General features: G+C 64.3%; 23 protein-coding genes. 9 read left to right on the top strand and 14 right to left on the bottom strand.

Annotation, left to right across the window (positions count from 1 at the left end; all coding sequences use genetic code 11):
* Positions 1-96 precede the first annotated feature (96 nt).
* The 3 genes from MKK84_RS32705 (at position 97) to MKK84_RS32695 (ending at position 3633) form a co-directional block, all read left to right on the top strand.
* Positions 97-999 carry an SDR family oxidoreductase gene (locus MKK84_RS32705; protein WP_243926776.1) on the top strand — a complete coding sequence of 301 codons (903 nt, stop codon included), beginning with the start codon at positions 97-99 and terminating at the stop codon, positions 997-999.
* A gap of 399 nt (positions 1000-1398) precedes the next feature.
* Complete coding sequence (gene argC / locus MKK84_RS32700) at positions 1399-2373, top strand: N-acetyl-gamma-glutamyl-phosphate reductase (RefSeq protein WP_243926774.1); 975 nt, start codon at positions 1399-1401, stop codon at positions 2371-2373.
* 405 nt (positions 2374-2778) lie between these two features.
* Complete coding sequence (locus MKK84_RS32695) at positions 2779-3633, top strand: hypothetical protein (RefSeq protein WP_243926772.1); 855 nt, start codon at positions 2779-2781, stop codon at positions 3631-3633.
* 88 nt (positions 3634-3721) lie between these two features.
* Here the strand turns inward: MKK84_RS32695 and MKK84_RS32690 are convergent, their stop codons facing one another.
* The gene (locus tag MKK84_RS32690; RefSeq protein ID WP_243926770.1) at positions 3722-4237 is read right to left on the bottom strand and encodes a hypothetical protein; all 516 of its coding nucleotides are present in this window, start codon (positions 4235-4237) and stop codon (positions 3722-3724) included.
* Between the two features lie 169 nt (positions 4238-4406).
* On the opposite strand from MKK84_RS32690, the gene MKK84_RS32685 reads away from it, so the two are divergent.
* Together MKK84_RS32685 and MKK84_RS32680 are read left to right on the top strand one after the other, a co-directional pair.
* A complete protein-coding gene (locus MKK84_RS32685) occupies positions 4407-4742 on the top strand; it encodes a hypothetical protein (RefSeq protein ID WP_243926768.1) in 336 nt (111 codons plus the stop codon).
* A gap of 53 nt (positions 4743-4795) precedes the next feature.
* Entirely contained in the window at positions 4796-5710 is a 915-nt protein-coding gene (locus MKK84_RS32680; RefSeq protein WP_243926766.1) for a 3'-5' exonuclease, read from the top strand.
* 9 nt (positions 5711-5719) lie between these two features.
* Here the strand turns inward: MKK84_RS32680 and MKK84_RS32675 are convergent, their stop codons facing one another.
* Positions 5720-6580, bottom strand: coding sequence for a hypothetical protein (locus MKK84_RS32675; RefSeq protein WP_243926764.1), 861 nt, complete (start codon positions 6578-6580; stop codon positions 5720-5722).
* Between the two features lie 311 nt (positions 6581-6891).
* Here MKK84_RS32675 and MKK84_RS32670 point away from each other — a divergent pair, with 311 nt between their 5' ends.
* Positions 6892-7641 carry a hypothetical protein gene (locus MKK84_RS32670; protein ID WP_243926762.1) on the top strand — a complete coding sequence of 250 codons (750 nt, stop codon included), beginning with the start codon at positions 6892-6894 and terminating at the stop codon, positions 7639-7641.
* 236 nt (positions 7642-7877) lie between these two features.
* Here the strand turns inward: MKK84_RS32670 and MKK84_RS32665 are convergent, their stop codons facing one another.
* Positions 7878-8342 (bottom strand): DUF6641 family protein, encoded by a 465-nt coding sequence (locus MKK84_RS32665; protein WP_243926760.1) that lies wholly within the window; start codon positions 8340-8342, stop codon positions 7878-7880.
* Positions 8343-9096: 754 nt separating this feature from the next.
* Between MKK84_RS32665 and MKK84_RS32655 the strand changes: the two genes are divergently transcribed.
* Both MKK84_RS32655 and MKK84_RS32650 read left to right on the top strand, forming a co-directional pair.
* Positions 9097-9774 (top strand): DUF6629 family protein, encoded by a 678-nt coding sequence (locus MKK84_RS32655; RefSeq protein WP_279598371.1) that lies wholly within the window; start codon positions 9097-9099, stop codon positions 9772-9774.
* Positions 9775-10033: 259 nt separating this feature from the next.
* Entirely contained in the window at positions 10034-11062 is a 1029-nt protein-coding gene (locus MKK84_RS32650; protein WP_243926754.1) for an SDR family oxidoreductase, read from the top strand.
* Between the two features lie 25 nt (positions 11063-11087).
* Here MKK84_RS32650 and MKK84_RS32645 read toward each other — a convergent pair whose 3' ends face one another.
* The 11 genes from MKK84_RS32645 to MKK84_RS32595 all read right to left on the bottom strand — a co-directional run bounded on the left by MKK84_RS32645 (position 11088) and on the right by MKK84_RS32595 (position 25225).
* Positions 11088-11537, bottom strand: coding sequence for a cytochrome o ubiquinol/quinol oxidase subunit IV (locus MKK84_RS32645; protein WP_243926753.1), 450 nt, complete (start codon positions 11535-11537; stop codon positions 11088-11090).
* Positions 11534-12160, bottom strand: coding sequence for a cytochrome c oxidase subunit 3 (locus tag MKK84_RS32640; RefSeq protein WP_243926751.1), 627 nt, complete (start codon positions 12158-12160; stop codon positions 11534-11536). Before MKK84_RS32640 ends, MKK84_RS32645 begins: the two co-directional genes overlap by 4 nt.
* The gene (locus MKK84_RS32635; RefSeq protein ID WP_243926750.1) at positions 12157-14259 is read right to left on the bottom strand and encodes a cbb3-type cytochrome c oxidase subunit I; all 2103 of its coding nucleotides are present in this window, start codon (positions 14257-14259) and stop codon (positions 12157-12159) included. The genes MKK84_RS32640 and MKK84_RS32635 overlap by 4 nt, the downstream gene beginning before the upstream one ends.
* Complete coding sequence (locus MKK84_RS32630; RefSeq protein WP_243926748.1) at positions 14256-15176, bottom strand: cytochrome ubiquinol oxidase subunit II; 921 nt, start codon at positions 15174-15176, stop codon at positions 14256-14258. The genes MKK84_RS32635 and MKK84_RS32630 overlap by 4 nt, the downstream gene beginning before the upstream one ends.
* Entirely contained in the window at positions 15169-16872 is a 1704-nt protein-coding gene (locus tag MKK84_RS32625) for a GMC family oxidoreductase (RefSeq protein WP_243926747.1), read from the bottom strand. Before MKK84_RS32625 ends, MKK84_RS32630 begins: the two co-directional genes overlap by 8 nt.
* Positions 16873-16887: 15 nt before the next feature.
* Entirely contained in the window at positions 16888-17547 is a 660-nt protein-coding gene (locus MKK84_RS32620; RefSeq protein WP_243926744.1) for a gluconate 2-dehydrogenase subunit 3 family protein, read from the bottom strand.
* Positions 17548-17560: 13 nt separating this feature from the next.
* Positions 17561-18652 (bottom strand): hypothetical protein, encoded by a 1092-nt coding sequence (locus tag MKK84_RS32615; protein ID WP_409566570.1) that lies wholly within the window; start codon positions 18650-18652, stop codon positions 17561-17563.
* A gap of 166 nt (positions 18653-18818) precedes the next feature.
* Positions 18819-20606 carry a thiamine pyrophosphate-requiring protein gene (locus tag MKK84_RS32610; protein ID WP_243926740.1) on the bottom strand — a complete coding sequence of 596 codons (1788 nt, stop codon included), beginning with the start codon at positions 20604-20606 and terminating at the stop codon, positions 18819-18821.
* A 177-nt stretch (positions 20607-20783) separates the two neighbouring features.
* A complete protein-coding gene (locus tag MKK84_RS32605) occupies positions 20784-21719 on the bottom strand; it encodes an SMP-30/gluconolactonase/LRE family protein (RefSeq protein ID WP_243926738.1) in 936 nt (311 codons plus the stop codon).
* An 89-nt stretch (positions 21720-21808) separates the two neighbouring features.
* Positions 21809-23575 carry a glycoside hydrolase family 15 protein gene (locus MKK84_RS32600; RefSeq protein ID WP_243926736.1) on the bottom strand — a complete coding sequence of 589 codons (1767 nt, stop codon included), beginning with the start codon at positions 23573-23575 and terminating at the stop codon, positions 21809-21811.
* Positions 23576-23656: 81 nt separating this feature from the next.
* On the bottom strand, positions 23657-25225 hold the full coding sequence (locus MKK84_RS32595) for a GMC oxidoreductase (protein ID WP_243926734.1): 1569 nt from the start codon (positions 25223-25225) through the stop codon (positions 23657-23659).
* 233 nt (positions 25226-25458) lie between these two features.
* On the opposite strand from MKK84_RS32595, the gene MKK84_RS32590 reads away from it, so the two are divergent.
* Positions 25459-25935, top strand: coding sequence for a DoxX family protein (locus MKK84_RS32590; protein ID WP_243926732.1), 477 nt, complete (start codon positions 25459-25461; stop codon positions 25933-25935).
* Positions 25936-25940: the final 5 nt, after the last annotated feature.

Genomic DNA, 25940 nt, shown 5'->3' with positions numbered 1-25940 from the left:
GATCCTGTTAACGCTTATACCGGGATATGATCACTACTTTAACGGGATCTCCGGTAGGCTGAAAGTGGGTGTCCAAACCGAAGCGGGCCACCCCCCATGCGTATCTTCCTTACCGGCGCCACCGGATTCATCGGCTCGGCCATTATCCCGGAACTGCTCCGATCCGGGCACCAGGTCCTCGGTTTGACGCGTTCGGCCGCCGGTGCCCAAAAGCTGATCGATGCCGGGGCCGAGCCGCATCGAGGCGACCTCGAAGACCTGGACAGCCTGCGCGGCGGTGCCAATCGGGCGGACGGCGTGATCCACACCGCGTTCGACCACGACGACTTCTCGAATTTCGTCGCCAACTGTGAGAAGGACCGGCGCGCCATCGAGACCCTAGGGTCCGCGGTGAAGGGTTCGGATCGGCCGCTACTCATCACGTCAGGTACCGGGATGGGAAGCCCCGCGGAGGGCGGGCCGGCGACCGAAGACGTCTTCAACCTTCATCACCCGAACCCGCGCATCGCCTCCGAGATGGCAGGCGCCGCCCTTTTGGAGGCGGGTGTCAACGTGTCGGTAGTACGCCTCCCGCAGGTGCACGATACGGTCAAGCAGGGGCTCATCACCTATCTGGTCGACGTCGCCCGCCGGACCGGCGTCTCGGCATACGTCGGGGACGGAGCTAACCGCTGGCCCGCGGCGCCCGTACTCGATGTCGCCCGCCTCTACGCGCTCGCGTTCGAGAAGCGGGAGGCGGGTGCCCGGTACCATGCGGTCGCCGAGGAGGGCGTCGCCGCCCGCGACATGGCGGAATCCATCGGCCGGGGCTTGAAGGTGCCGACGGTCGCCCTGTCGCCGGAGGGAGCGGTGGAGCATTTCGGATGGTTGGCCGCGTTCGTCGGGCTCGATATGCCTGCGTCCAGTTCACAGACGCGGGCACGGCTCGATTGGCATCCGACCGGACCCGGCCTGCTCTCCGACCTCGAGCGGATGGACTACTCCCGTGCCTCCAACTGAACGGTGAAGTTCGGTTGCCGTTGGCTCCGGCTGTGACCGGACGGTCAGCACACGACCCAACCCGGACGAGCGGAGCCACGTCATGGTTTCTCGAAAGCGGTCAAACGGCGTCCCCCGGTGCTTGGCAGGTATTCTGCTTGACGTTGGATGTGCCGAGCGACAGGGTATCGGGATATGATCGGGAACTGGACCCTTTGCGACCGACGCCGACGCCGCTGCACTTTTGCTGCGGCTTCCCGGCTGCGTGCTGATCGGTGTCCTTCCGCGGAATGACAGCCTCCCCGTAGGCCCTTCCGCCGGAACGATCCCGGCCCACGTTTCCGAACCCCCGCAGCCCCCGGCTCCGGGGGTTTTCTTTTACCCAGGCCACTGCTTCCCAAACCCTTGGAGGACACCACCATGAGTATCCGCGTCGGCATCGTCGGGATCAGCGGCTTCGGCGGCGGCGAAGCCATGCGTCTGATCGCGAGCCACCCGTCGTTCGAATTGGTCTACGCCGCAGGAGAGGGTAGCGCGGGCAGCCGACTGGTGGACCGGTTTCCCGGTGTGCCGGGCAAACTCGCCGATCTCGTGATCGCGAGGTGGGACCCCGCAACGCTGCCGAAGCTCGACGTGCTGTTCGCCTCGCTTCCCACAGGTGCCTCAGCCGACGCGCTGGCGCGCGTGCCGGAGGACGTGAAGATCATCGATATCGGCGGCGACCACCGCTTCGTCGAGGGTTGGGTATATGGACTTGCCGACGTTTGGCCGGACCAAATCAGAGATCAGCGCCGCATCGCCAACCCCGGCTGCTTTCCCGCCGCGACGCTGACCGCGCTCGCACCGTTACTGGCCGCGGGGCTGGTCGAGCCCGGCAACATCGTGATCGATGCCAAGACCGGCATCTCCGGGGCCGGTCGCGGTGGCGATAGCAAGTTTGGCTACGCCGAGAGCAACGAGAACCTCGTGCCCTACGGTCTACTTCGGCACGTTCACATGCCCGAGATGGCCAAGGCAATCGAACGGCTGAGCGGCGGTAGCGCGGCCGGTCTCGTGTTCACTCCGCACTTGGCGCCGATGACCCGCGGCGTCCTCGCCACCATCTACTGTCGCGGTCGCACCACGACGGACGCGTGCCTGGACGCAGCACGGCGGTTCTACGCTGGGCGGGCATTCGTTCGGGTAACCGACAGGCCGCCGCAGACCAAGTGGGCGACGGGTTCGAACCTTGCGTTCGTCAGCTACGCGGCCGACCCCGAGCGTGACCTCGTGATCGCGATGGGGGTCGTAGACAACCTCGGCAAGGGTGCAGCCGGTCAGGCGGTGCAGAACGCGAACCTCGTCTGTGGTTTGGCAGAAACCACGGGGCTCGATGGCTCACCGGTTTGGCCATGATGGTGGCAAGCCCAGGCAGTTCTTCGATCCACTCGGCAAGCCTGTGATGTGAGAAAGGGTTGGGACGGCATGTCGGCTTCGGCCCATGTGCCGCCCGGAAGCGGACGGGCCGTTTCCCACCCGACCCGGACGTTAAGCGTCCTCCGCCAAGCTGCCGCGAAGCGGACCTTCCGTGGATTTGCAACGGATCGCAAGCGTTTCTTCGTGATGAATGTCAAGCTTCATATCTCGATAATTAGTGGTCCGATTGATTGATCTTTTCCAAGCGCATGACCTGTCAGCTGCAAGCCTGGCGGGTCATGTGTTCTCAACAATAAAGCTTGTGATTTTGTCCTGTTAATGCTGGGAAGGCCATTGCTAAATACCTCAGATCAAACCGAGGTGCACTTGATGTCTTTTGAGAGAATGAAACAATTCCGTGCCGCGCTGATCCGGGTGTTTGAGCCGTGGGAGCGGCGTCAGATCCGATGGCTGAGCACGGGCATGCAAGGGCAGCGAGATCAGGTACTGTCGGCGTTGGGTATGATGCATCCGCTGTACGAGAGGATGACGTGTTGCGGGGAGATGGACGAAAACCGCAACAACATGCGGGTGTGCGGGATCCCGCTGTGCCCGCGCTGCTTTTTGCGTCGCCGAGGCAAGGAGACGGGCCGAGCGCTGGGTGAGGCCTTCGTTGGCGTTCCCAATGAGCAGCTGGCGTTCCTAACTCTGCTGCTGGAGCCCACGCTGGACCTGCACTCGGTGGACCCGGGCATCCAACGGACCAAGCGGCGAATCCGCAACATGATCGCGTATCAACGGGGGCAGGACCCGCGGTGGAATGATGTTCAGCTGACGGGGTGGTGGGAGATGGACCGGGACTCGTACGGAGATCTTGAGGGGTTTGGCCGGAACAAGCGGATTGCCATGCAGGGGTTGGGATGGCCCCTTTTCGCGCGTGCCTATGAGAGCACGGTGTGGCGGCCGCATCTGCACGGGATCGTGGGGTTGGGTGAAGTGACCGCACAGGAGTTCGCCGATGCGTTGAGAGCCCGTGGACACGGCGCTCCCTATCAGGTGAGCTTGAAGCCGTTTGATCGGGATCAAAGCGTGGTGAGGAACATCAAAGGGGTGATCCGATATGCGCTGAAGTTCCGAATTGAACGGGATTTCAAACGCTCAATTGCGGAAAACTCGGATGCCACAAGGGGTTTGGGATTTGTTCGTAGTTGGTGGAAGCAGGAGGACATACGTGAGTACGTGGAGTGGTTGATGTGTTAGAGAGGTGGGTTTGAGAGATTGAGGTTTGTGGTTCGTGCGTTGTGACTGTCAGTACTTTTACATACACGATACTAACTGGTTAGTTTATTCAGATCTGCGGCCCATGCCCTGGGGCCTGCCATGTATTGAAAAAGTCCCAGACATCTTCCCAAAGTAGGGCTGCCGCGAACCGACCCGCTCCGCCCCATAGCCAGCTTTCTTGCAGATAAAGTATTGATCGAACTTTTCTGCGATTAGATGTTCCGTCGAGGAAATCCCGCTTGAAGGTTTCTGGAACTATCCCTACATCCCGGTCAGAAAATAATTCTTCAAGAATCAAACAAATAGGCGTCCATCCATAGGTTACTCCTAGCACATATTTCAGCTCAAAGAGACTAACCGTATCTCGTCTAGGAGATGTATCAATTACAATGGATTGATTTGGATTTATTCCCCCTGCTTGCAGCATTTCGCTATTGGAAACGGCCCAAGGACCCTCGCATTCGTGATGGGTACGTTTCCACGCTTTCTGGATTAGACCATTGCCTGCCAGCTTTACTGGTTGTCGGTTGTGATAACGATGCTCGTCAACTGCATCGTCTACTTCGTATGTGTAAAACGGCATAAGTTATTTCCCCGGTTGATTTGCGCTGTAGGGAAGGCTTTGGTGACTGTTTGTGCCGAAGGCAAGTTCTTTCACCATGGAAATGCCATATACCATTGCCCCATCTTCTAGGTATCAATTTTTTAGTACCCTGCCTGGTATTGCTTTATTCTTTAAGAATAGGTGGCCAATGGCAATCGTAATCGAGCTTCTAAACAGAATCGATGCGGCTGGTCTTCTTGGGATATCTGCCAAAGGTCAGCGAGTCCTTAAAATAACAGGCGATCGGTGCGATGAGATAGAGCAATCTATGCTTGAGCAGCGCTATGGGTTTGGCGCAATATTTGCTCGCGATGGCGCTGAGATCGTCATGATCTGCCTGATGGTTTCTGAGTATGGCGTCCAGCAAGCAGATGGCGATGCTTTCAATGATGCATTTATGCGATTCAAACTCGTAGAGCAGGGTCTATTTAATAGCTGGCTTATCCCAGTAGGTTTCAAGGCTGTCCCAGCTGGATATTATTAACCGAACATCTACGGGTGCACTGGACCCAAGGCCACAGCCGGAGAGGAACGTTTTTGAACCAGCCTCTCGACAGCATCGCTGCAGTGCTCGAAGCCACTGGCGACTACCGCGTACTGCGTCGGTTGGAGCCCCTGATAGTGTGCTCGGATGCGCCCGACGAGCCCACTTTCATTGGCTTGATCCTCGACACCAAGACCACCGGCACCGACTGCGTCGCGGATGAGGTGATCGAACTGGGCATCCTCAAATTCGAGTATGGCGCGAGCGGCCGTATCTACCGCGTGCTGGAGACCTTCAACCAACTTCAGCGGCCGGGTAAACCCATCCCTGCCGAGATCACCCGGCTAACCGGCATCACCGACGCCGATGTGGCTGGTAAGCACATCGATGACGCTGCCGTGCAGGCTTTGGCAGCCGACGCCGCAGTGGTGATAGCGCACAACGCCAGCTTCGACCGTCAGATGTGCGAGATCCGCCGGCCGGTGTTCACGGAGAAAAATTGGGCCTGCTCCTGCCATCAGATCCCATGGCGGGCAGAGGGCCATGAGGGCATGAAACTAGGATACCTCCTGATCGACTATGGGTTTTTCCATAAGGGCCACCGGGCGATTGATGATTGCCACGCTCTCATGGCGCTGCTGGCGCAGCCGCTACAGACCTCAGGAAGGCAGGCCCTCTCCACCCTTCTTGAGACTGCCCGCCGGCCCACCGTACGCTTGTGGGCGCAGGGAGCCGCGTTCGAGACTAAGGACACTCTGAAACGTCGTGGCTTCCGGTGGAGCGGGCCACGCCAGTGTTGGTACCTGGACTGCGATGAGGCGCACCTGGAGATCGAGCGAGCCTTCCTGGAGCAGGAGGTGTTTGGGCGTGCAATGCCCGATCTCCCGGTGGACCGGATCACAGCCCGTGACCGATATTCCGGTGCACCAACCCGGAGGCTCCGGCAGTGTGAAGCGGCGATCCTGTAGACGCGCCGCTCAATGGCTCCACGAAACCTCTTTCACGGCGCAGCTCGTGATGCTGCGACCGGCAAAAAGCTCGGTGTTGTAGAGGGTTATTCGCTTCTCAGGCGGCACGCGATAGCTGGTGCCGTCCGCGTATAGAGGGATCACCCGCAAATCCTGCTTGTGCGGTTGGCTGCCGCTCGCAGCGTTCAGGACCCAGCAGGAAAAGCTTACCCGCGTGAGGTTGGCATCCTGTCGCGTGTTGGTGACATCGAACACGTAGTGGTTGTCCCTGTCCTTGGCGTAGGTGAACGCGGGTTTGAATTGGGGGTCCGCGTAAAAATCGGCAGAGCCGATGCTACAGGTGGTGAGCGTCATGCTCATGCCGGGCTCCCATAGGAGTCCAGAACTGCTCAGCAAGGGTTGCTCCACCTCCTCACCGGGTGCCAGCCATCCGCCAGCGCCGACTGAAATCTCCTGCACCCGCTGGCTGGGCGTGCCGTTCGCGAATACCGGCGTGCATCGGACCATGGCCAGGCGAAGCCAATCCCGGGCGTGCCGATTGGTGATCCGCCCGTACAGGTGCGAGCCTTCGATCCCGGTCTGCAGGCTTACGGGTGCATCCGCGCCGTAGCGATGGAAAGCACCGCTGGGTTTGATCCTATCCTGGAGGATGTGTTCGCTGTACGCCATCGTCAGGGGGAGGGCGCCCACGATCAGCAGCACGAGTGTGGGGCTGCCGAGTAGGGCGGCCACGATGATGAGTAAGCCCGCCCCGAACACGAGGGCGCCGAGGATGATGCCTTCGTACAGGTAGGGAGCGAATGGATCGAGGCCGTAATACCAACCGGCGAGCGTGCCGGTGGCCGTGCTGGTGATCCATAGCCGGATCATTCCTTATCCTCGTATCCCTGATGGTTCAGATGGGCGAGGCCACGCCACGTGCTGCCCCCTCTTTTCGGAGCGATAGCTGTCATCCCGCGCCAGGACGCCCCAGCAACGGCGGGGTGCGGGCTCAGTACTCTCGCAGCACGGAAGCCCTTCGAGCGTGTGGGTGAGCGTTCTGGAGCAAGGCTGAAAACCCTGGCCATCGCCGCCGGGGCGGTGGCACATCTTCGCGGATGACCACGCTTACCCATCCCCCAATTTGGAGCCTTCTCACACACGCCAGCTTGCATGCCCTGCTGAAGCTGTCGGCCGGAGGAATGCCGGAGGTGATCACCGTCGATGCCACGGCTGATGCCGCGATAACCGCGCCACTGGTTGGCACGACGCGCCTGATGATCCAGCGGGCTCAGGCTCTCGCCGGCCTCACGCTGACCGCCACGGGGGCGCTTAGTCGCGCCGACGTTCGCGCGCTCTTCGATGCTATGACCTGGCCCGGCTATAACAAGGCCCAGGAGCTCCTGATGAATAAGGTGCTCAACGAGATCGACGTGATGCCCGTGGAGGCCACCCGGCTCATCGCGCAAACTGCCAAGCTGTTTCGCAAAGGACAGAAGCGTCTGATCGCGACCAAAGCCGGTGCAGCCCTTGGCCGTGAGGAGCAAGCTAGTGAGCTGTTCCGCTGTCTGTTCGAGACGGTGTTCTGGCGCGTCAATCTCGGCTATTTCGACCGCGTGCCTACGGAGGCCTGGCCGCAGAACCACATCGGCATCGTGCTGTGGTGCCTTTCCATCACGTCCCCGGAGTGGGTCGCGCGCGAGGACCTGATGCGCAGCTGTACGGTTTGGGACCCCGCGCTGGACCACGGACCAGCGGATTTTGCAGGCTTCGCTTTCGAGAGCCGAGTGCTGCGACCGCTTACATGGCTGGGTCTGTTCGAAACCCAGTTGGCGGGTGATGAGAGCGCTCCATCGTGGCGGCGTGATCGGCAATATCGGAAAGCCCCGCTGTTCGATCAGGCCATCCGGTTTCGCTTAGAGCTCGCCAAACCGGCGGGCCTCGCGCACTGAATGGTGACTGAGAATGAGCTGAGAAGATCGTTGGCAAGCCGGTATTCGTGGGATCACGTCATTCTGTACGCAAGCAGCTGGCGACCACATTGGCTCGCCTAAGCTCTTGCGATTACGCTCAGAAAAACCGCTAAAACACGGCTTTTGGCGGCATACGCGGGGCCCTCTTCGCACGTAGCAGACGGCGCAGTGAGCGGTACGATATGCCATGCCGCTCACCGTCACTCTCGCAGCGATCAAGCTGCCCGGGGCTTTCGGCGCTCCGCCATCATGAGCCCGCGGGCCACCGCCGCTTCCTTGATCTGAGGATCCAGCTCCCCCGCGCGCACGGCGATGATCAACGCCTCCAGGGTGCCCGGCAGCTTATCCAGGCTGCCAATACTGATCGCCGCTTTGCCCGGCTGCAGCTCCATCGGCTTGCCGCCCACGCGCATGATGAAGTGCACGGTACCCGCCGGGTCCTGAAACCAACCCCGGCGCACGCGGCGGTTGACCTCAACCTGTACCCGCTGGCCCGAAGCATCCTTGCGCAGAGCCAGCATCTTGGGCGGCTCATACAGGCGTCCTTCCAGCGCGGCGCTCACCATATCCCGTTGGTCCCCCAGTTGTGCCAGCAGCTTGTCCCGTGCACGGCCCAGTGGATCGTTGGTCGATGCGGCGGGGTCGGCGGCACTCAGCTTGAGGGTCTTCAACACACTCATCACTGTCTCCTCGCATGTGAGCTCCGTCAGCTCTCATGCACAGGAGGTTACTGCCGCTATCCTCATGTTCAACCGAAGAAATATGGGTTTTATTCCGAGCCTTAATAGGCGCTGCTGAACGCGGCTCTATCAGGCGTCGGCACGTCTGTTCCAAATTGATCTCTTGAGCTGCTACCCGCTCTTCCAGAGCCTTGTCTGTGACCAGAAAACGGACGTTTCGCTTTGCGCCCATCCAGGTCATTCAAAGAGGTTTCGACGTATCCCGAAAGCAGACACGTAAGGTCGCACTCGGGCACCTCTTCACGGACAACTAAGCAGCTGCCGGATCTGGTCCGCGGCAACGTAGATTCGAATTATATATTTGGCAGAAGTGTTTTCCGTAGTTACAACACATAGTTAGTTTTCCGCGTGCTCGGTTGAATTTATTCACAGCTCGTGCAAGTTCTCGAATTATGGTTTTTGAACCTGTTTGTAGCCAGAGATTTATGTTAATCTTTGGTCATTCAGCCGCCGACAGCTGGAGAGCTCCCCCACAGAGGCCAGTTCTTTTAGCCGGATGCGCGGTGCCATCTGCGGGACAGCGCGCTTCCTGTAGCACTGGGGCGGACGGCGATGGCGGCTGCAGAAGCGCTTACGCTGCGAGTGCTGGGTAATTCTTCGGCCTATTGTGCTCGGGCGACGAACGCAGCTTGACCGACTGCGGTGCTCTCCGCACGAAGGCTCTTCGAAACTTTTCGAGTTTGGGTAACTGCGTATGTGTTTTTCGCCAGAAGTCGATTTCATCGCGAGCGGAGTGATCAGCCTTATCGGTGTCGCGACGCTTGCCCATGTCCGGCAACCCCGCGCCGTCCTGTTTGCGGCAACGCCCATGTTCTTCGCCCTCCACCAATTCACGGAGGGATTCGTCTGGCTCGGTCTTGAGGGCCAAATCAGACAAGAAGCCCAAGGGCATCTCGTCTTCCTGTATATGCTCTACGCGCAGGGCATCCTGCCGCTCCTGATGCCGCTCGCCGTTCTCCTGATGGAGCCGCCTGGGCGTCGGCGTTGGATGATCGCGGGCTTAACGCTCCTCGGAGCGGGTCTCGCCGCCTTCGTGTTCCGTGGCCTTATCGTCTATCCGAGCACGGCCTGCATCGAACGACACTCGATCCACTACGACAATCCCGGCACCGCCCTGTCCGGGGTGGCGGTGACATACGTCCTGGCGACCTGTGGCGCACTGATCCTGTCGAGCCACAAGGTGGTGCGTTGGTTCGGATGGCTCAACTTCGTAGGTGTGATCGCGACCCTCATCGCCAAAGGTTATGCTTTCACGTCGGTCTGGTGCCTCTACGCTGCCATAGCCAGTATGATGTTGTTCTGGCAGTTTCGCGCCGGCCGCATCGACGTTTCGGAGCCGAACGCCTCACGCGTTGCGCGGGCCGCGGGGTGAGCGACCGCCCATGTCCCCACCTCCCCCTCCACCCGTCGCGCGCTGCGTGGGATCGCCCGGGCGAGCGCGACAATGTCGTGCGGACGTTCAGCTCGCATCTTGTGTCACAGCGCCTGTTCGCCAGGTGGGATTTCGAGCGATCATGGCACGCGACGGATCTGATCGAACCGCCCTATCGTCCATACCGTGCGAACGCCCAGTCGATTCGGGGGTTAACGACCGTCGAAGTGAAATCTTCACGTCAATCCATGGGCGATCAATGAACCGCGAGAGTAGAGCCGACCGACGTCCCACCGTGGTGATAACGGGGGCCAGCGCCGGAGTGGGGCGGGCGATCGCACATGAGTTCGCCCGGAATCGCTGGAACGTCTCGGTACTGGCACGGGGCGAGGCCGGATTGCGAGGAACGGTGCGCGATATCGAGCGCGCCGGAGGCCGGGCGCTGCCCCATCAGGTCGACGTCGCGGACGCCGACGCCGTCATGCGCGCGGCGGACGAGACCGTGACGGAGTTCGGTGGCATCGACGTCTGGATCAACGTCGCCATGGTGACGATCTACGCGCCCGTGCAGCAGACATCGCCGAAGGAGTACAGGCGGGCGACCGAGGTAACATATCTCGGTCAGGTTCACGGCACACTCGCGGCCCTGAAGCACATGCAAGCGCGCAACGCCGGATCCATCGTCTGCATTGGATCCGCCTTGGCGTACCGTTCGATCCCGTTGCAGTCGAGCTACTGTGCTGCCAAGGCCGCCGTACGCGGATTCATCGACAGTCTGCGCAGCGAATTGCTGCACGATGGCAGCCGGGTGCGGTTGACGATGGTGCAGCTGCCGGCGGTGAACACGCCTCAATTCGACTGGGCGCGCACGCGCATGCCGCGTCGGCTGGAGCCGGTGCCGCCGATTTACCAGCCGGAGGCGATCGCGCGCCACGTCTATCGAGCGGCGCACACCGCGCCCCGGGAACTCTGGATCGGTGTCCCGACCTGGAAGGCGATCATCGGCAACATGATCATTCCGGGCTGGATCGACAGATATCTCGCACGCCACGGCTATCGCGGTGAGATGACGAGCCAGGCCGCACTTGAAGGCCGACCGGACAACCTCTACGAGCCCGTCGATACCGATCCCGGCGCGCACGGACGTTTCGACGATCGAGCGGTCGCCACGGTGCCGGCCGCCGATCCGCGCTGGCTCAAGCTCGGCATCGCCACTGCGCTCGGCGCCGTGCTGCTCGGCACCCTATCGATCGCCAGGGCCACGGAAACGCCACGCCGGCTTCGGTAGACGGCATGGGTGGCGCCTCGATCGTCTACATCATCCGCATGCGCAGGTTGAGAAGTACGACGAGGGTGCCGCCCACCATCAGACAGACGATGAGAGTGGAAAAGAGGATCAGTTGAAGATCGTCGCGGGCCGAGCGCTTCAAGTCGACGTGCAGGAAGAAGCGGAAGTGCACGATGGCCTGGAGCAGCGCGAGGGTGAAGACGATCCCGAGCGCCGTCGCTCCCGCCGCCCAGCGCCACGTAACGACGGCGAAGGCGGCCCCGGTCAGAAGCAGCGCCAGTCCGTAACCGACGCCGTAGGTCATCAGGTCGTCCCGCCTGGAATGCTCCGCATCCTCGGTTCGAGCCTTGCCCGCGCCTGCCTGCCGCGGTTCCCGGTTCGCGAAGCCGGTCAGCGCGCGCGCGGTTCCGAGCAGGGCCGCAGCGCCGACGGCCTTCAGCAGGATGGCGCCCTTGGATCGGCCTCGCGCATTCATCCGAGTGTTCCCTGAAGATAGACCACGGAGAAGATCGCGATCCAGACGATATCGAGAAAGTGCCAGAACAGGCCGAGCTTCAGCAGGTCGAGCTTGACCCGAGGGTCCGTACCGTGGACCGCGATCTGAACGAGCATCACCGCGATCCAGAGGCAGCCCGCGGTGACGTGGAGGCCGTGCGTCGGGACGAGCGCAAAGAAGGCCGAGAGGAAGCCGCTACGATCCGGCGTGGCGCCATCGCGGAACATCGCCACAAAATCGTGGATCTCGAAGCCGAGGAAGGCGAGGCCAAGGGCGAGGGTGACGCACAGCCAGACGACGAGACCGGTCCGTGTCCGGTCATACTTCATCGCGATCGCCGAGAGCCCGAAGGTCAGGCTGCTGGTCAGCAGGATCAGCGTCTCGAGAAACGCGCTGCCGAGCTTGAACTCCGCCTCCGGTCCGGGAGCGCCGACGGTTGCCGACAGCTGCGTGCCATAGACCGCGAAGAGCAGGGCGAACAGCACCGCATCGCTCATCAGGAAGATCCAGAACCCGTAAAGGCCAAGCGCGGCCTCGCCCGGTTCGAGTTCGTCGGAGCCGGTGAGGTTCAGTCCGACATGCTTCAATTGCGGGCCACTCACGCCGTCACCTCCGGTGGGAAGGGTTCCGCGAGGCCGAGATTGGCCGAGCTCTCTTCCAGACGGCGCGGTATCGGCCGCGTCGCGGCCGCCAGGGCGAGCCAGCGGCGCTCAGTCGACTCGACCTCGGCGGCCCGGATCGTGCGGTGAGTGTCTCTCACGAAGCTGCGCGCGATCACCGCGAGCCAAGCGGTTGCGAACCCCAGAATCGTCAGCCACCAGATGTGCCAGACCAAGCCGAAGGCGCAGGCTGCGCCAGCACCCCCGACGATCGGGCCGACCCAGCTGTTCTTCGGGATCACGATGTCGGCGTAGCTGTCGGCAAATTTGTACGCATCCCCGCGCGCCTTGCGCCAGTAGAAGGCGTCGAGGTGATAAACCCGAGGGATCGTGGCGAAGTTGTACTCCGGCGGCGGTGCGGGGATCGACCATTCGAGGCCGCGCGCATCCCAAGGGTCGCCGACGGGAACGCGGTTGTGTTCGCGGTCGCGGATGCTCACCCAGAGCTGCACGAACAGCGTGGCGAGGGCGGCCAGCAGGATGAAGGCGCCCACGACGGCCACGATGAGCCAGGGTTCATAGTCCGGGTCGAACAGCGCCTGCGAGCGGCGCGCCATGCCGCCGAGCCCGAGTACGTAGAGCGGCATGAAGGCGAGGTAGAAGCCCACGACCCAGCACACGAACGAGATTTTACCCCACCCTTCCGAGAGCCGGAACCCGAACGCCTTCGGGAACCAATACTGATAGCCGGCAATCATGCCATAGAGCAGGCCGGGGATCAGCACGTTGTGGAAGTGGGCCACCAGGAAGACGGTGTTGTGCACGACGAAGTCGATCGGCGGGATGGCGAGCATGACGCCGGTGATGCCGCCGAGCACGAAGGTCATGATGAAGGCGACGGAAAACAGCATCGGCGGCGTGAAACGGAGTTCGCCGCGAAACATCGTCCAGATCCAGTCGTAGACCTTGACCCCGGTCGGCACGGCGATCGTCATGGTGGCGACGCCGAAAAAGGCGTTGACGTTGGCGCTCTGGCCCATCGTGAAGAAATGGTGGAGCCAGACCGTGAACGAGAGCACCCCGATCGCCATCGTGGCGATGACCAGCGACTTGTAACCGTAGAGCTCCTTGGACGAGAACGCCGAAATCACCTCCGAATACACCCCGAAAGCCGGCAGGATAAGAATGTAAACCTCCGGATGGCCGAATAGCCAGAAGAGGTTCACGTAGTTCATCATGTTGCCGCCGAGATCGTTGGTGAAGAAGTGAAAACCGAGATACCGATCGAGGGCGAGCAGGGCGGTCGCGAGCGTCAGCGGCGGCATCGCGAAGATCATCAGGATCGAGGTGCACAACGCGGTCCAGCAGAACAGCGGCATGCGCGTGAGATGCATCCCCGGGCACCGCTTCTTGTAGATCGTCGCGGCGAAGTTCAGCCCCGAGAGGGTCGTGCCGAGGGACGACAAGGTGATCGCCCAGATCCAGTAGTCGGGGCCGACGCCGGGTTGGAACGCCGTTTCCGTATAGGGGGGATAGCCGGACCAGCCACCGGTCGAAAACTCTCCGACGGCCAGAGAGATCATCACGAGGCCGGCGCCTCCCGCCGTCAGCATCAGGCTGATCGAGTTGAGGAGCGGAAAGGCGACGTCGCGCGCGCCGATCTGGAGCGGCACCACGTAGTTGATCAGGCCCGTCAGGAACGGCATCGCCATGAAGAAGATCATGATCGTGCCGTGCGTACTGAACAGCTGCGCGAAGTGCTCGGGAGCGACGATGCCGGGAGCGTTGACGGCGAGCGACTGCTGCGCCCGCATCAGAACCGCTTCGATCAGGGCACGGCTGAGCATGACCCCGGCGATGACGACGTACATGATGCCGATCTTTTTGTGGTCGAGACTGGTCAGCCAATCGAGGAACAGCGGTCGCCACCACCGCTTCCACGTCAGCACCACGACGAGGGCCACGGCGCCGATCACCACCATCGCACCCGCGGCCGCGCCGATGATCTCGCTGAGATTCGGGTTCTCCCAGGCTCGGACGAAGGGAAACGCCTTCGCGTCTAGGCGGCCGAAAAGTGCGTATCGGATCGCTGCGTCGGTCATCGGTGTCCATGTCCGTGGGCGCCGTGCATGCCCGGGTCATTCATCGCGACGATTGCCTCGAACAGGCCAGAAGCGGTCGCGCCGAACTGAATCGGGTCGGCTTGGACGGACCGCGCCGACAGGGTCTTGAATGTGGCCAAGTCCAGGGTCTTGCCGCCTGCACGGGCCTGCGCGAGCCATGCCCGATAATCGTCCCCCGTCTCGGCCTCGACGGAAAATTTCTGATTCTGAAAACCCATTCCGTTGAATTGCGTGTTCTCGCCGCGGAACTTTCCGGGTGCATGTGCAGCGAGGTTCTGCTGCGTGGTCATGCCCGCCATCGCGTAGATCTGGCCAGCCAGTTGCGGGACGAAGAACGACTGCATCACGGTGCCGCTGGTCAGGCTGAGATGGACGGGCCGGCCAGCGGGAATGACGAGCCGGTTGACGGTGGCAACGCCTTCGTCGGGGTATATGAACAACCACTTCCAATCGAGCGCGACCACCTGGACCTCGACCGGGGGATAGGGCGACGCGAGCGGCTTGTAGGGATCGAGACGGTGGGTGTCCCGCCAGAGGAACACGGCGAGAACGACCACGATGATCACCGGGGGAATCCAGATCAAACCTTCGAGCGGCCAGTTGAAGCCCCATTGCGGGCGGTAGGCGCTCTTCGTGTTGGAAAGGCGGTAGTGCCAGGCGAAGAGGGGGGTCAGTACCAGCACCGGCCCGACGACGAAGATCAGGATTATACAGACGAGCAGGAACAGGCTGCGCGTCTGATCGGCGACCGGCCCCGCTGCGCCGAGCATGCCGTGATCGAGAATGCCGCAGCCACCGAGCGGCAGCAGCGCGAACGCGACAAGAGACGACGCGAGACGGGAGGACGCCCTGCCGTGACGGTTCGGGCGCGGCGGCGCGCCTAAGGCCTCAGGCATCGCGGCGGTCCCCGCCGCGTGCCATCGCCCTGATCCGGTCGGCCGTGCGCAAGGCGATCGCCTGGATGGTGAGCGACGGGTTCACGCCGCCGGTCGTCGGGAAGACCGAGCCATCACAGACCCAGAGGTTGGGGATGTCCCAGGAACGGCAATCGCCGTTCACGACCGAGGTCTTGGAATCGTGACCCATCCGGGCGGTGCCGTAGAGGTGGTTGGTGTCGTCGCCCTGCTCCCAGATGTTGCGACCGCCCGCGGCGGCGAGGGCTTGGCCCATGAAATCGAGGCCGTGACGGTTCAGAGCCTTGTCGTTGTCGCACCAGGAATAGGTGATGCGCGGGATGGGCAGCCCGTACTGATCCGTCTCGTCGGAGAGGGTGACCCGGTTGCGCTCCTGGGCGAGGTATTCCGAGACGATCTTCAGCCCGGCGACGTGATTGTAGCGCTGCATCTCGGAGACCAGCGCCTCGCCCCAGAGGCCGTGCGCACCGGCCTGAGTGCTGCCCCAGAGCGTCGGAAGCGGCCCCTGGCTCATGTAACAGTAGCCGCCATGGAAATCCTTGCCCCGATCCTCGTAGTTCCAATGTTCGGTGACAGCGAGTGAGGGCGGCCCCTTGTAGCTGCGGATCTCTTCCTCGAAGTCGCCCCAGACGGCCTGGTTGCCCTGGACGATGAGGTTCTTGCCCACCAGACCGGAGGAGTTGGCGAGCCCGTCCGGAAACTCGCGGTTGGCCGACATCAGGAGCAGGCGCGGCGTCTCGATGGCGTAGCCCGCCACCACCACGTTCCTGGCGCGCTGGAAGCGCCAGCGCCCATCGCGAAAATAGTGCACCCCTGTGGCGCGCCCGTCCTTGGTCTCGATCCGCCCGACCATGGCGAGATCTCGGATCTCCGCACCGGCCGCCAGCGCCCGCGGCAGGTAGGTCACGAGGACGCTCTGCTTGGCGTTCGTGGAGCAGCCGACCGTGCAGAAGCCGCGGTAGACGCAAGGGGGGCTGTCGCCGCGCGGTGCCGAGACGGTGGCGAGCGGCGTCGGCGTCCAGTCGATGCCCATCGCCTCGGCCCCGCGGGCGAGCACCTTGGCGGCGGCGTTCAGCTCGTGGGCACGGTAGCGGTAGCGCGGGCGCTTGGGGCCCCACGGATAAGTGACCGGACCGGAGATCTTCAAGTCGTCCTCGACCTGATCGTAGTACGACCACATCTCGCGCCAATCGAGCGGCCAGTCCGCACCGTAGCCGAGCAGCGTGCGCGACTTGAACCATTCGGGCCGGAACCGCAGGGCGACCATGGCATAGTGCACGGTGGAGCCGCCCACCGACTTGCCGGAATTGTTCGAGCCCATCTGCAACGGGTTCTCGCCGTCGACGATGCGCTCGTCGGTCCAGTAGAGCTTCGATTGATGCATCTCGTCGGAGGCGAAGTCCTCCAGCGGGCGCCAGTACGGGCCGGCATCCAGCGCCGCGACCGTGAAGCCGTGCTCGGCCAGGCGGCACGCCAGCGTCCCACCCCCGGCGCCGGTGCCGACGATGACGAAATCGACCTCCTCCTCGTCGCGGAACTGGCGCATCGGCACCCACTCGCCCCTGCGCATCACGTCAGGCGCGCGCCCGTCGACGGCGCGGGGCCGGTGCATCGGATCGTCGGCGGGCGTGCCGCGGCTCGGATTGTCTGCGGCGGTGCCGGTTCCGGAAAGTCGCATGTCGATCAACGATCCTCAGCGGCCGACGCGCAGGTTCTCTTGGTAGGCCTCTTCCTCGCGGCCGGGCTTGGCCTCGGTCGCCTCCCATGGGTCGCGCCGGTCGAAATCCATGCGGACGTAGCCGCGCGGACTCGCCGGACCGCCCCAGCCGATCTCGTTCCAGGCCGTGGGATGGGCGTAGTAGGCCTTCACGAGATCGGGGATGATCCGCTTCTTGAAGAACAGGTCGCTCGGCATGTCGGCCCAGGCCGGACCGCGCAGCGCGCCGTCTTCGCAAGTCTTCAGCAGCATATCCTGCGCCCAGGCACCGAGCTCGCCGAAGGCCGCGCCGAAGGCCGCACGCGCCTCGGCATCGAGGGCCTTGAGGCCGAGGCGCCACGCCGTGCCCTGCTCGGGCAGGCCGGCCTGACGGTAGCCGTCGTGCTCCCCGCTCGCGAGCTTGTGGTCGACCATCGCCGCCGCCGGCACCGGATCGGTGCGGCCGGCCGGCTGGGGCACGATGCGCCCGGCGACAGCCAGGAGGGTGGCGAACTCCGCTGCGTCGAGAAAGCGGTGCGTTCTCGGCGTGATCGCCAGCCGCTCGTCGATCACGGACCGGGTCTTGGGATTCCAGGAGGGCGTGTCGCGCTTGGCGAGCACGTCGTAGCCTGGAAAGAGGTCTTTTCGGGATTGCACGGGACCTCGGGGGCTAGAACCGGGAGCGGTGACGTTCGAGGAGTTCGAGGGCGGCGAGACCGCCCAGCGCGACGCCGGAGAAGGAGGGAGGCGCCGGGAGCGGCGGCCCGTCGATGAGGTTCTGGCGCCAGTTGCCCCAGCCGCCCATCATTCTGGCAACGCCGTAGGCGTGGAAGGCTACGCCGATGATCCCCATGGCCGAGACCGCCCACATCGCCGCCTTGGCCTCGGTCTGGGACGCGCCGGGTGCGCGGGTGGCGGCGAGCGCCAGCGCCGCGGCGCCGAGCGGCGGCAGCGTCACCGGCAGCAGCATGGCCGGGTTCTGGAACGCACCGCGGAAATGCAGCAGCCCGGCCTCCGCGGTCGTGCCGAGCAGCATCCCGGCGGTGGCCAGGGCGAGGACCTTGCCGGCGGGCAGGCCGGCCAGCTCCGGCGCGTCCGGGTCGGCATCGCGCACCCGTTCGGCGACGACGCCGAGGATGCCGGCGAGCGTCAGCGCCATCGGCGCCCCGATCGGGGCGGCATAGAACAGGTTCTGGAAGGAATACCCGCCCTCACGCTTGCCGACGTTCCAGGCGTGGAAGCCGAAGCCCACGAGGCCGGTGAGCCCGGCGAGGGCCTGCGCGGCGTGGCGAACCCGCGAACTGCCGGGGTCTGTGTCGCCCGCCCCGTGCAGCGACGAGGCCAGGGTGATGCTCGACACCACGATCGGGGTGTACATCGCCCGGTTGAAGAACTGGCCGCGATAATGCTCCAGTCCCGAATCGAACAGCACGGAGGCGGCGAGCATGGAGGAGGCGTGGTTGAGACGTTGCGCGGCGCTGGCGGTCACTTCCGCGCCGCGCGAACCGTAGCTGCGCCCACGATCGGGCAGTGCCTGCCGGCCGCCCTGGGACGCCGGACCTGCACGCTTCGATCGACCGGCGGCGAGCCAAGTCAGCAGGCCCGCGCCGGCGGCGGCGAGGGCGAGCGTCGCGACCGGATGTCCAGGAAGTTCCAGGCACAACGGCGAGGCCCGACGAAGGGTCGGCGGCACAACGCCACCTGCGGCATCCGCCGAGGATCGGTGACGCTCGCGCAGATGCGGCGCGCGACTAGACGGCATAGGCATCGATGTCCTGGAATTCGAGCAAGCGTCTGGGCCGGATCGCCCCGCGATGTGGAACCGGTACCTTATCGAGACAGTAGCTTCCGATCCGCGCAAGATCCCGGAAGGCTCGCGCCGTCATCGATCCGATCGACGGGTCTTCCCGCGTGCCGGGAGGCCGATCCTACTTGCTGCCGGGCAGGACGGAGCTCAGTACCTGCCGCGCGGTGTCGACGAGCAGGTGGCGCTCCTTCGGGTCCCCCTTGCCGAGCATCGACATGAAGTTCCGCACCTGCTGGAAGGTGAAGAACGGCGGCAGCGGCGGCACCTCGGGATCGGTCTTCACCTCCAGCACCACCGGCACCGGGCTCGCCAGAGCCTCGTCCCAGGCCGCGCCCATACACTCCGGATCGTCGACGTAGATGCCCTTCAGTCCGATGAGCTCGGCGAACTTGTGGTAGGGCACGTTCGGGATCGTCTGGCTCGCCTCGAACTTCGGGTTGCCCTCCATCACCCGCTGCTCCCAGGTGACCTGATTCAGGTCCTCATTGTTGAACACGCAGCAGATCCAGGTCTTGTTCGACCAGCGGTGCATGTACTTCGAGACGGTGATGAGCTCGGCCATGTTGTTCATCTGCATCGCGCCGTCGCCGACCAGCGCGATCACCGGCCGATCGGGATGGGCCACCTTAGCGGCGATGGCGTAGGGCACCGCGGCACCCATGGAGGCGAGGCCACCCGACAGCGAGCACATCTGGCCACGGCGCATTTTCAGGTCGCGGGCGAACCAGTTGGCGCAGGAACCGGAATCAGAGGTGATGATCGCCCGCTCGGGCATGCGCGGGGACAGTTCCCACGTGACGCGCTGCGGGTTGACCGGGTTGGCCTTGGCCATCGCCCGGTCCTCGGCCTCCTTCCACCAGGAGACCATCCCCTTCTCGATGCCCTTGCGCCAGGAGCCGCCTTCTTTCTTCTGTTCCAGGAGCGGCAGCAGAAGGCGAAGGGTCTCGGCGGACTCGCCACAGAGCGGCACCTCCATCGGGTAGCGCAGCGAAAGCATCTCGGGCGCGATGTCGATCTGCACGCCGCGAGCCTGGCCTTCCTCGGGCAGGAACTCGGCCCAGGGAAAGCCGGAGCCGATCATTAGTAGGGTGTCGCACTCCTCCATCATGTCCGAGGACGGCTTGGAGCCGAGGAGACCGATCGTGCCAGTGACGAAGGGGAGGTCGTCGGGCAGCGCCGCCTTGCCGAGCAGCGCCTTGGCGACGCCCGCCTGGAGTTTCTCCGCCACCGCGATCACTTCGTCGGTGGCGTGCAGCGCGCCGGCGCCGACAAGGATCGCGACCTTCTTGCCCGCGTTCAGCACGTCGGCGGCACGGCGAAGGTCGGCCTCGAACGGCACGACCTTCGGCGCCGTGTAGCCGACGCCGGAGAACGTGTTGCCGTGCGCCCGGACCGGTGCCTCGTAGGGAACGTCCTGCAGGTCGTTGGGCAGGATGATCGCCGAGACCTTCCTTTCCGCCTTGGCGATGCGCATGGCACGATCGACGATGTGGCGGACCTGGGCGGGCGAGGAGGCCTGCTGCACGTAGGCGGCGACATCCTTGAACACACTGGTGAGGTCGAATTCCTGCTGGTAGTGCGCGCCGTTGACGTTGCGGGCCTGCTGCCCGGCGATGGCGAGCAGAGGCACGTGGTCCATGTGCGCATCGTACATGCCGGTCAGCAAGTGGGTCGCGCCCGGTCCGGAGGTGGCCATGCATACGCCAACCTCGCCGGTGAACTTGGCGTAGGCCGCCGCCATGAAGGCGGCCATCTCCTCGTGGCGCACTTGGATGAACTCGAAAGGCAGGTCGGTGCGCTGCATCGCGCCGAGCAGGCCGTTGATGCCGTCGCCGGGGTAGCCGAAGATCTTCTTCACGCCCCACTCGGCAAGACGTTTCCAGAAGAAGTCGGCGACGGTTTCGGCCATGTCTGGTGCCTGTCGATGTGGGGCGGCGTCCGTGCAGACGGCGGTGCGGGTGAGGAAGCTGCGGGCCGGCGTCGAGGTGCACCGCGTCGGGTCGCGCGCTCGTTCCTGGCTAACCTGACTGTGGATGTGCGGTTCCTGGCTAAGTTGCGCGCAATCTGACGATCTCGTGAGGCAGGCTCACCCAGCTCGGCCGGTGAGATCGAGCGCGTAGAGGTGCTGCTTCGAGGTGACGAACAGCGTCCGCTCGTCGGGCGAGAAGCATAGGTTGGAGCAGACCTGCGGCGTCGGGATCAGCCCGAGCCGATGCCCCTCGGCGGAGAACACCTGGATTCCAGCCTCCGAACTCGTCCAGACCCAGCTGCGGCTGTCGGTCCGCAGGCCGTCCGGTATGCCGGGCTCAATCTCGGCGAAGACGCGACGGTTCGTCAGAGCGTGGTCGTGGGCCACGTCGAAGGCGAAGATCGTGTGGCGCCCTCCGCCGAGGGAGCGGGAGGTATCGGTGACGTAGAGCGTCCGTTCGTCGGGCGCGAAGGCGAGGCCATTGGGCTGTTCGAGGTCGGCCATGCGTGACACCGCGCCGGTGTTCGGGTCGAACCGGTAGACGCTGCGATGGTCGAGTTCGGCCTCGGCGAGCGCACCCTGCTTGGGCAGGACGAGACCGTAGCCGGGGTCGGTGAACCACAACGCGCCGTCGGCAGCGCAAGTCACGTCGTCCGGCGAATTGAACCGCTTGCCGCCATACGCGTCGACGACGATCTCGTAGCGGCCATCCGGCATCGTCCGCGACAGGCGCCGCGTCCCATGCTCGCAATGGATCAATGCGCCGTCGCGGTCGATCGTATGCCCGTTGATAAACGGCGTGGCGTCGACCACCACCTCCACGCGCCCGTCTTCCCGCCAGCCGAGGACGCGGCGCCCCTCGACATCGGACCAGACCAGCAGCTGCCGGGCCGGCCACCACACGGGGCCCTCACTGAACGTCGCCTGGTCGTAGAGGGATATGAGCCGCGCATCGTGCGGTACGACCGCCGCGAAGCGCGGATCGCCGGCCCGCGGCGCATCGACGTGCGGGACCGGATGCGGCGCACCTGCATGGCGAAGCAATTCGGGCATGGCGTCATCTCCTCGAGGCGACACTCGGCGTCCGAGCGTTCGGGCGGCGTTCGCAGAACCAAGCGATCGGAGTGGCTCGCGCGCGACCGTCAGCCGCCGCCGCGGTCGATGACCGGGCCGGACAGGCTCAACGCTGTGTTCACGACGCCGAGATGCGTCAGGGCCTGCGGAAAGTTCCCGCTGAGGCAGCGGCCGGGGACGTCGTATTCCTCAGAGAGAAGCCCGACATCGTTGGCCACGCCGAGCACGCGTTCGAGGTAGGCTTCGGCCAATTCGTGTCGCCCCTGGAGCCGCAGGCAATCGGCCATCCAGAGCGAGCAGGGCAGGAACGCCCCCTCGTCGCTGGCGTCCCCCTTCGCCCGCATGCGTCGGATCAGGCCGTCCTGGTCGAGGTCGGTCCTGATCCGCTCGATCGTCGCCGCCATGCGCGGCTCGTCGGCCTTCAGGAAGCCGACGAGCGGAAGGAGCAGGAGGCTCGCGTCGAGTTCATGGCTGCCATAGCTCTGCGTGAAGGTGCCGAGGCCGGCGTTCCAGCCCTCGCGGCAGACCTCAGCATGCGCCCGGTCCCGGTTCGCCGTCAGCGTCGCGCGAAGCGTCTCGGACGGGTCGCAATGCCGGAGCACCCGGTCGAAGCCGACCCAGCACATGGCCTTGGAATAGGTGTACCGCTTCGGATCCCCACGCGATTCCCAGATCCCCGCACCGCGATCCTGCCAGATCCGGGCGAGGTGTTCGACGAGGCGCCGTTCGACCGCACGTTGATGGTCCGTTGCCTCTATGCCGGCCCTGCGCGCGAGAGCCAGGGTGTCGAGGACCTCGCCGTAGATGTCGAGCTGCTTCTGGGTGGAGGCGGCATTGCCTATACGCACGGGCCGCGCCTCCCGGTAGCCGGGAAGGGCGTCGACGGTCCATTCGGACAGGTGCCTCGACCCGTCGACGCGGTACATGATGCGAAGCGCGTCCGGATCTCCGGCGATGGCCCGCAGGAGCCAGTCGCGCCAGGCGGTCGCCTCGGTTGTGAAGCCGGCATTGAGAAACGCGCCGAGCGTGAAGGTCGAATCGCGCAGCCAGGCGTAACGATAATCCCAGTTCATGCCGCCGGCCGGCACTTCGGGCAGGCTGGTAGTCGGCGCTGCGATCAGTCCGCCCGAGCGCGCGTGCGTCAAGGCCTTCAGCGTCAGGAGGGAGCGCTTGACTGCAGCGGGCCAGCGGGTTCGCGCGGCATCGAAACCGGCGATCCAGCGCTCCCAATGAGCTTGCGTTGCAGTCAGCGCGGCCTCGATGTCGAGGCGCGGCACGTCGGCGTCCCAAGCGGAGGTGCGGGATAGGACGAAAGTGTGGCGCTCGCCCTCGCGCAGCGTGAATGCCGCCTTCGCATCACCATCCTCGACAGTGGCAGGCATGCTCGCGCGGAGTGTCAAACGATGCCGGCCAGCTACCGCCACGGCGCCGTCCTCGCAGACCTCCCACCACGGCTTTAGGGCGCCGTAATCGAAGCGTGGACACACGTTGCACTCCAATGCGACGGTGCCCGACAGCCCCTCAACGATACGCACCAGAGCCGATTGCGTCTCGCGGATCGGCATGAAGTCCGTGATCCGAACGGTTCCGTCGGCTGTCCTCATCTCCGTCTCGAGGATCATCGTGTCGCCGCGATACCGACGGCTGACATGTATGACAGGTCCCCGGGGGGCGATCGACCAGCGGCCATTCTTCTCGGTCCCGAGAAGCGCGCAAAAACACGCGTCGTCGTCGAAATCCGGCCAGCACAGCCAGTCGATCGAGCCATCCCAAGCGACCAGAGCGGCGGTCTCCCCATCGCCGATCAAGGCATAGCTTTCGATAGGTTTGCTCAAAATTCTTCTCCCCAAAGAAGCCCATGCCGAGTGCGTCGGCCAGCCTTCCGGCGGCATGCACGTGATGGAACGTTGTGCTGCCTAGGCCAGCCTGTCGGCGATGTGGTCGGCCACGCGCAGGGCGTTGGCGATGATCGTCAGCGTGGGGTTCACGGCGCCGATCGACGGGAAGAAGCTCGCGTCCGTGACGTAGAGGTTGTCGAGCTCGTGCGCTTTGCAGTTCAGGTTTAGCACCGACGCCTTCGGGTCAGTGCCGAAGCGCAGCGTGCCGGCCTGGTGCGCGGTGCCACTCAAAGGAATATCCTTGCCAAGGTAGAGCGAGCGCTCGAACAGGTAGGTGTAGAGGCCGCCGGGCCGGAGCAGGTCCTCGAGCTTGCCGCGCAGGCGGTCGTGCGCCTCGCGGTTGGTCTCGCGCACGTCGAGGATGACCCGGCCGTCCGAGCCCAGCATCACCCGGTTGTCGGGGTGCGGCAGGTCCTCGCTCTGCAGCCAGAAGTCCATGGAATGGCGCGCCACCATCTCGAACGGCGCGTTCGGGAGGAACCCGGTCCATTTCGGAAACTCCTCGCCGCGGATCTGCTCCGGATGCGTCTTAGCGCACATCTGGATCAGACCCATCGGGAACTCCCACTCCTTCGATCCGAAGTAGAAGTCCGAGACCGCGAGGGTCTTCTGGAAGACGGTGTCGTTGACCTCCTTCGACAGGGCCATCAGCACCGACATGGTGTGGCGCATGTAGTTGCGCCCGACCTGATCCGAGCCGTTGGCGAGCCCGTTCGGGTGGGCCGCGTTGGCCGAGCGCAGGAGCAGCAGCGCCGAGGAGAGTGCGCCGCACGCGACCACGACAATGTCGGCGGTGTAGCGCTCGTCCTGCCCCTCGCGGGTCACGCGAACCCCGGTCACCGTCCGGCCCGAGGGATCGGTCTCCAGCGTCGAAACGTAGGCATTGACGAGCAGGGTGACGTTGTCGTGGCGTGCGAGCGTCGGGTCGACGGTCATCACCTGCGCGTCGGCCTTGCCGTTGAGGAGGCACGGGAAGCCGTCGAAGGCGTCGCAGCGGATGCAGATGCTCGTCGGCGTCGGCTTGCCGTTCCGCTCGTCGAGCTTGATGCCGAGCGGCAGGTGGTACGGGTTGAGACCGAGCTTGGCCCAGTCGTCCGAGAGCTTCTGGATGCGCGGCTCGTGGCTGACCGCCGGATGGTCGTAGGGACCGCTTGACCACGGCTCGTTCGGATCCTCGCCGCGGTTGCCGTGCACTGCGAACAGCGCCTCCGCCTGCGCGTAGTACGGCTCGAACTCCGCATACGAGACCGGCCAAGCCGGTGACAGGCCGTCCACGTGACGGACCTCGCCGAAGTCGCGCGCGCGCAGCCGGAACAGGGCGGCGCCGTAGACCTTGGAGTTGCCGCCGACATAATAGTGCAGTGCCGGGCTGAAGGACCGCCCGTTGCCGCCGTACCACGTCTCCTTGGCTTGATAAGCGCCATCGACGAAGACGGTTTTGGACGACCAGTTGTCCTGCGAGCGCGGAAGGTAGTCGCCGCGCTCCAAGAGCAGGATGCGCTTGCCGGTCTTGGCCAGCCGCGACGTCAGCGAGCCGCCGCCGGGGCCCGAGCCGATAACGATGACGTCGTAGTGGTCTTGCGGCATCGCTCGGTCTCACGCTGCGGCCCGCTCCGGGACGGGTTCGCCCGCCAACGGGACAAGCTTGGAGACGTTCCAACGTCCGGAGTCACGGGATCGTGCTCGCCGCGCTGCAGCAAATCCTCTCCCTCCTGCGGCGTCGCGCGGCAACCGTGGAAGCCAAGCGGCGTTGGGCACCCGAACACCGTTCCCGCCCTCCCCCCGCCGGACCCTCCCATGCACCCGACGTCCCACTTCCGATGACGTGGCTCGATCTCGTCGCCGTGCCGCTCCTGGCCAAGATCTGCCTCGTCGGCATGTTTCCGTTGAGCGCCTACGACAAGGTCGCGCATTGGGACGAGGCTATGGGGCAGGCGCGCTCCGGACCGTTGCCCTTCCCGAGCCTGCTGCTCATCCTCGGCATCCTGGTCGAGGCGGTGACGCCGGTTCTGATCGTCGTCGGGGTGTTCGACCGGGCAGCGGCCTTCGTGCTCGCCGGCTTCTGCGCCGTCACGGCACTGATGTATCACCCGTTCTGGCGGTTCCCGGACTTCTGGTCGAAGAACGGTGAGGGCCGCACCCATTTCTGGGACTTCTTCAAGAACTTCGGCCTCGTCGGCGGGCTTCTTCTGGTGGTGATCGGCGGTGCCTACGCGCCGGTCGTGCAGGTGGTCGCGCATCCGCTGGCGAACGGCCCCTGGGCCGCCGCGAGCCGCTCCATCCCCGACAACCGTTGAAGGAA

This window comes from Methylobacterium sp. E-065 (genome assembly GCF_022829605.1).
Lineage (GTDB): Bacteria > Pseudomonadota > Alphaproteobacteria > Rhizobiales > Beijerinckiaceae > Methylobacterium.
Note: the sequence above shows the minus strand (reverse complement) of the source record. Positions and strands in the feature narration are given on the sequence as shown.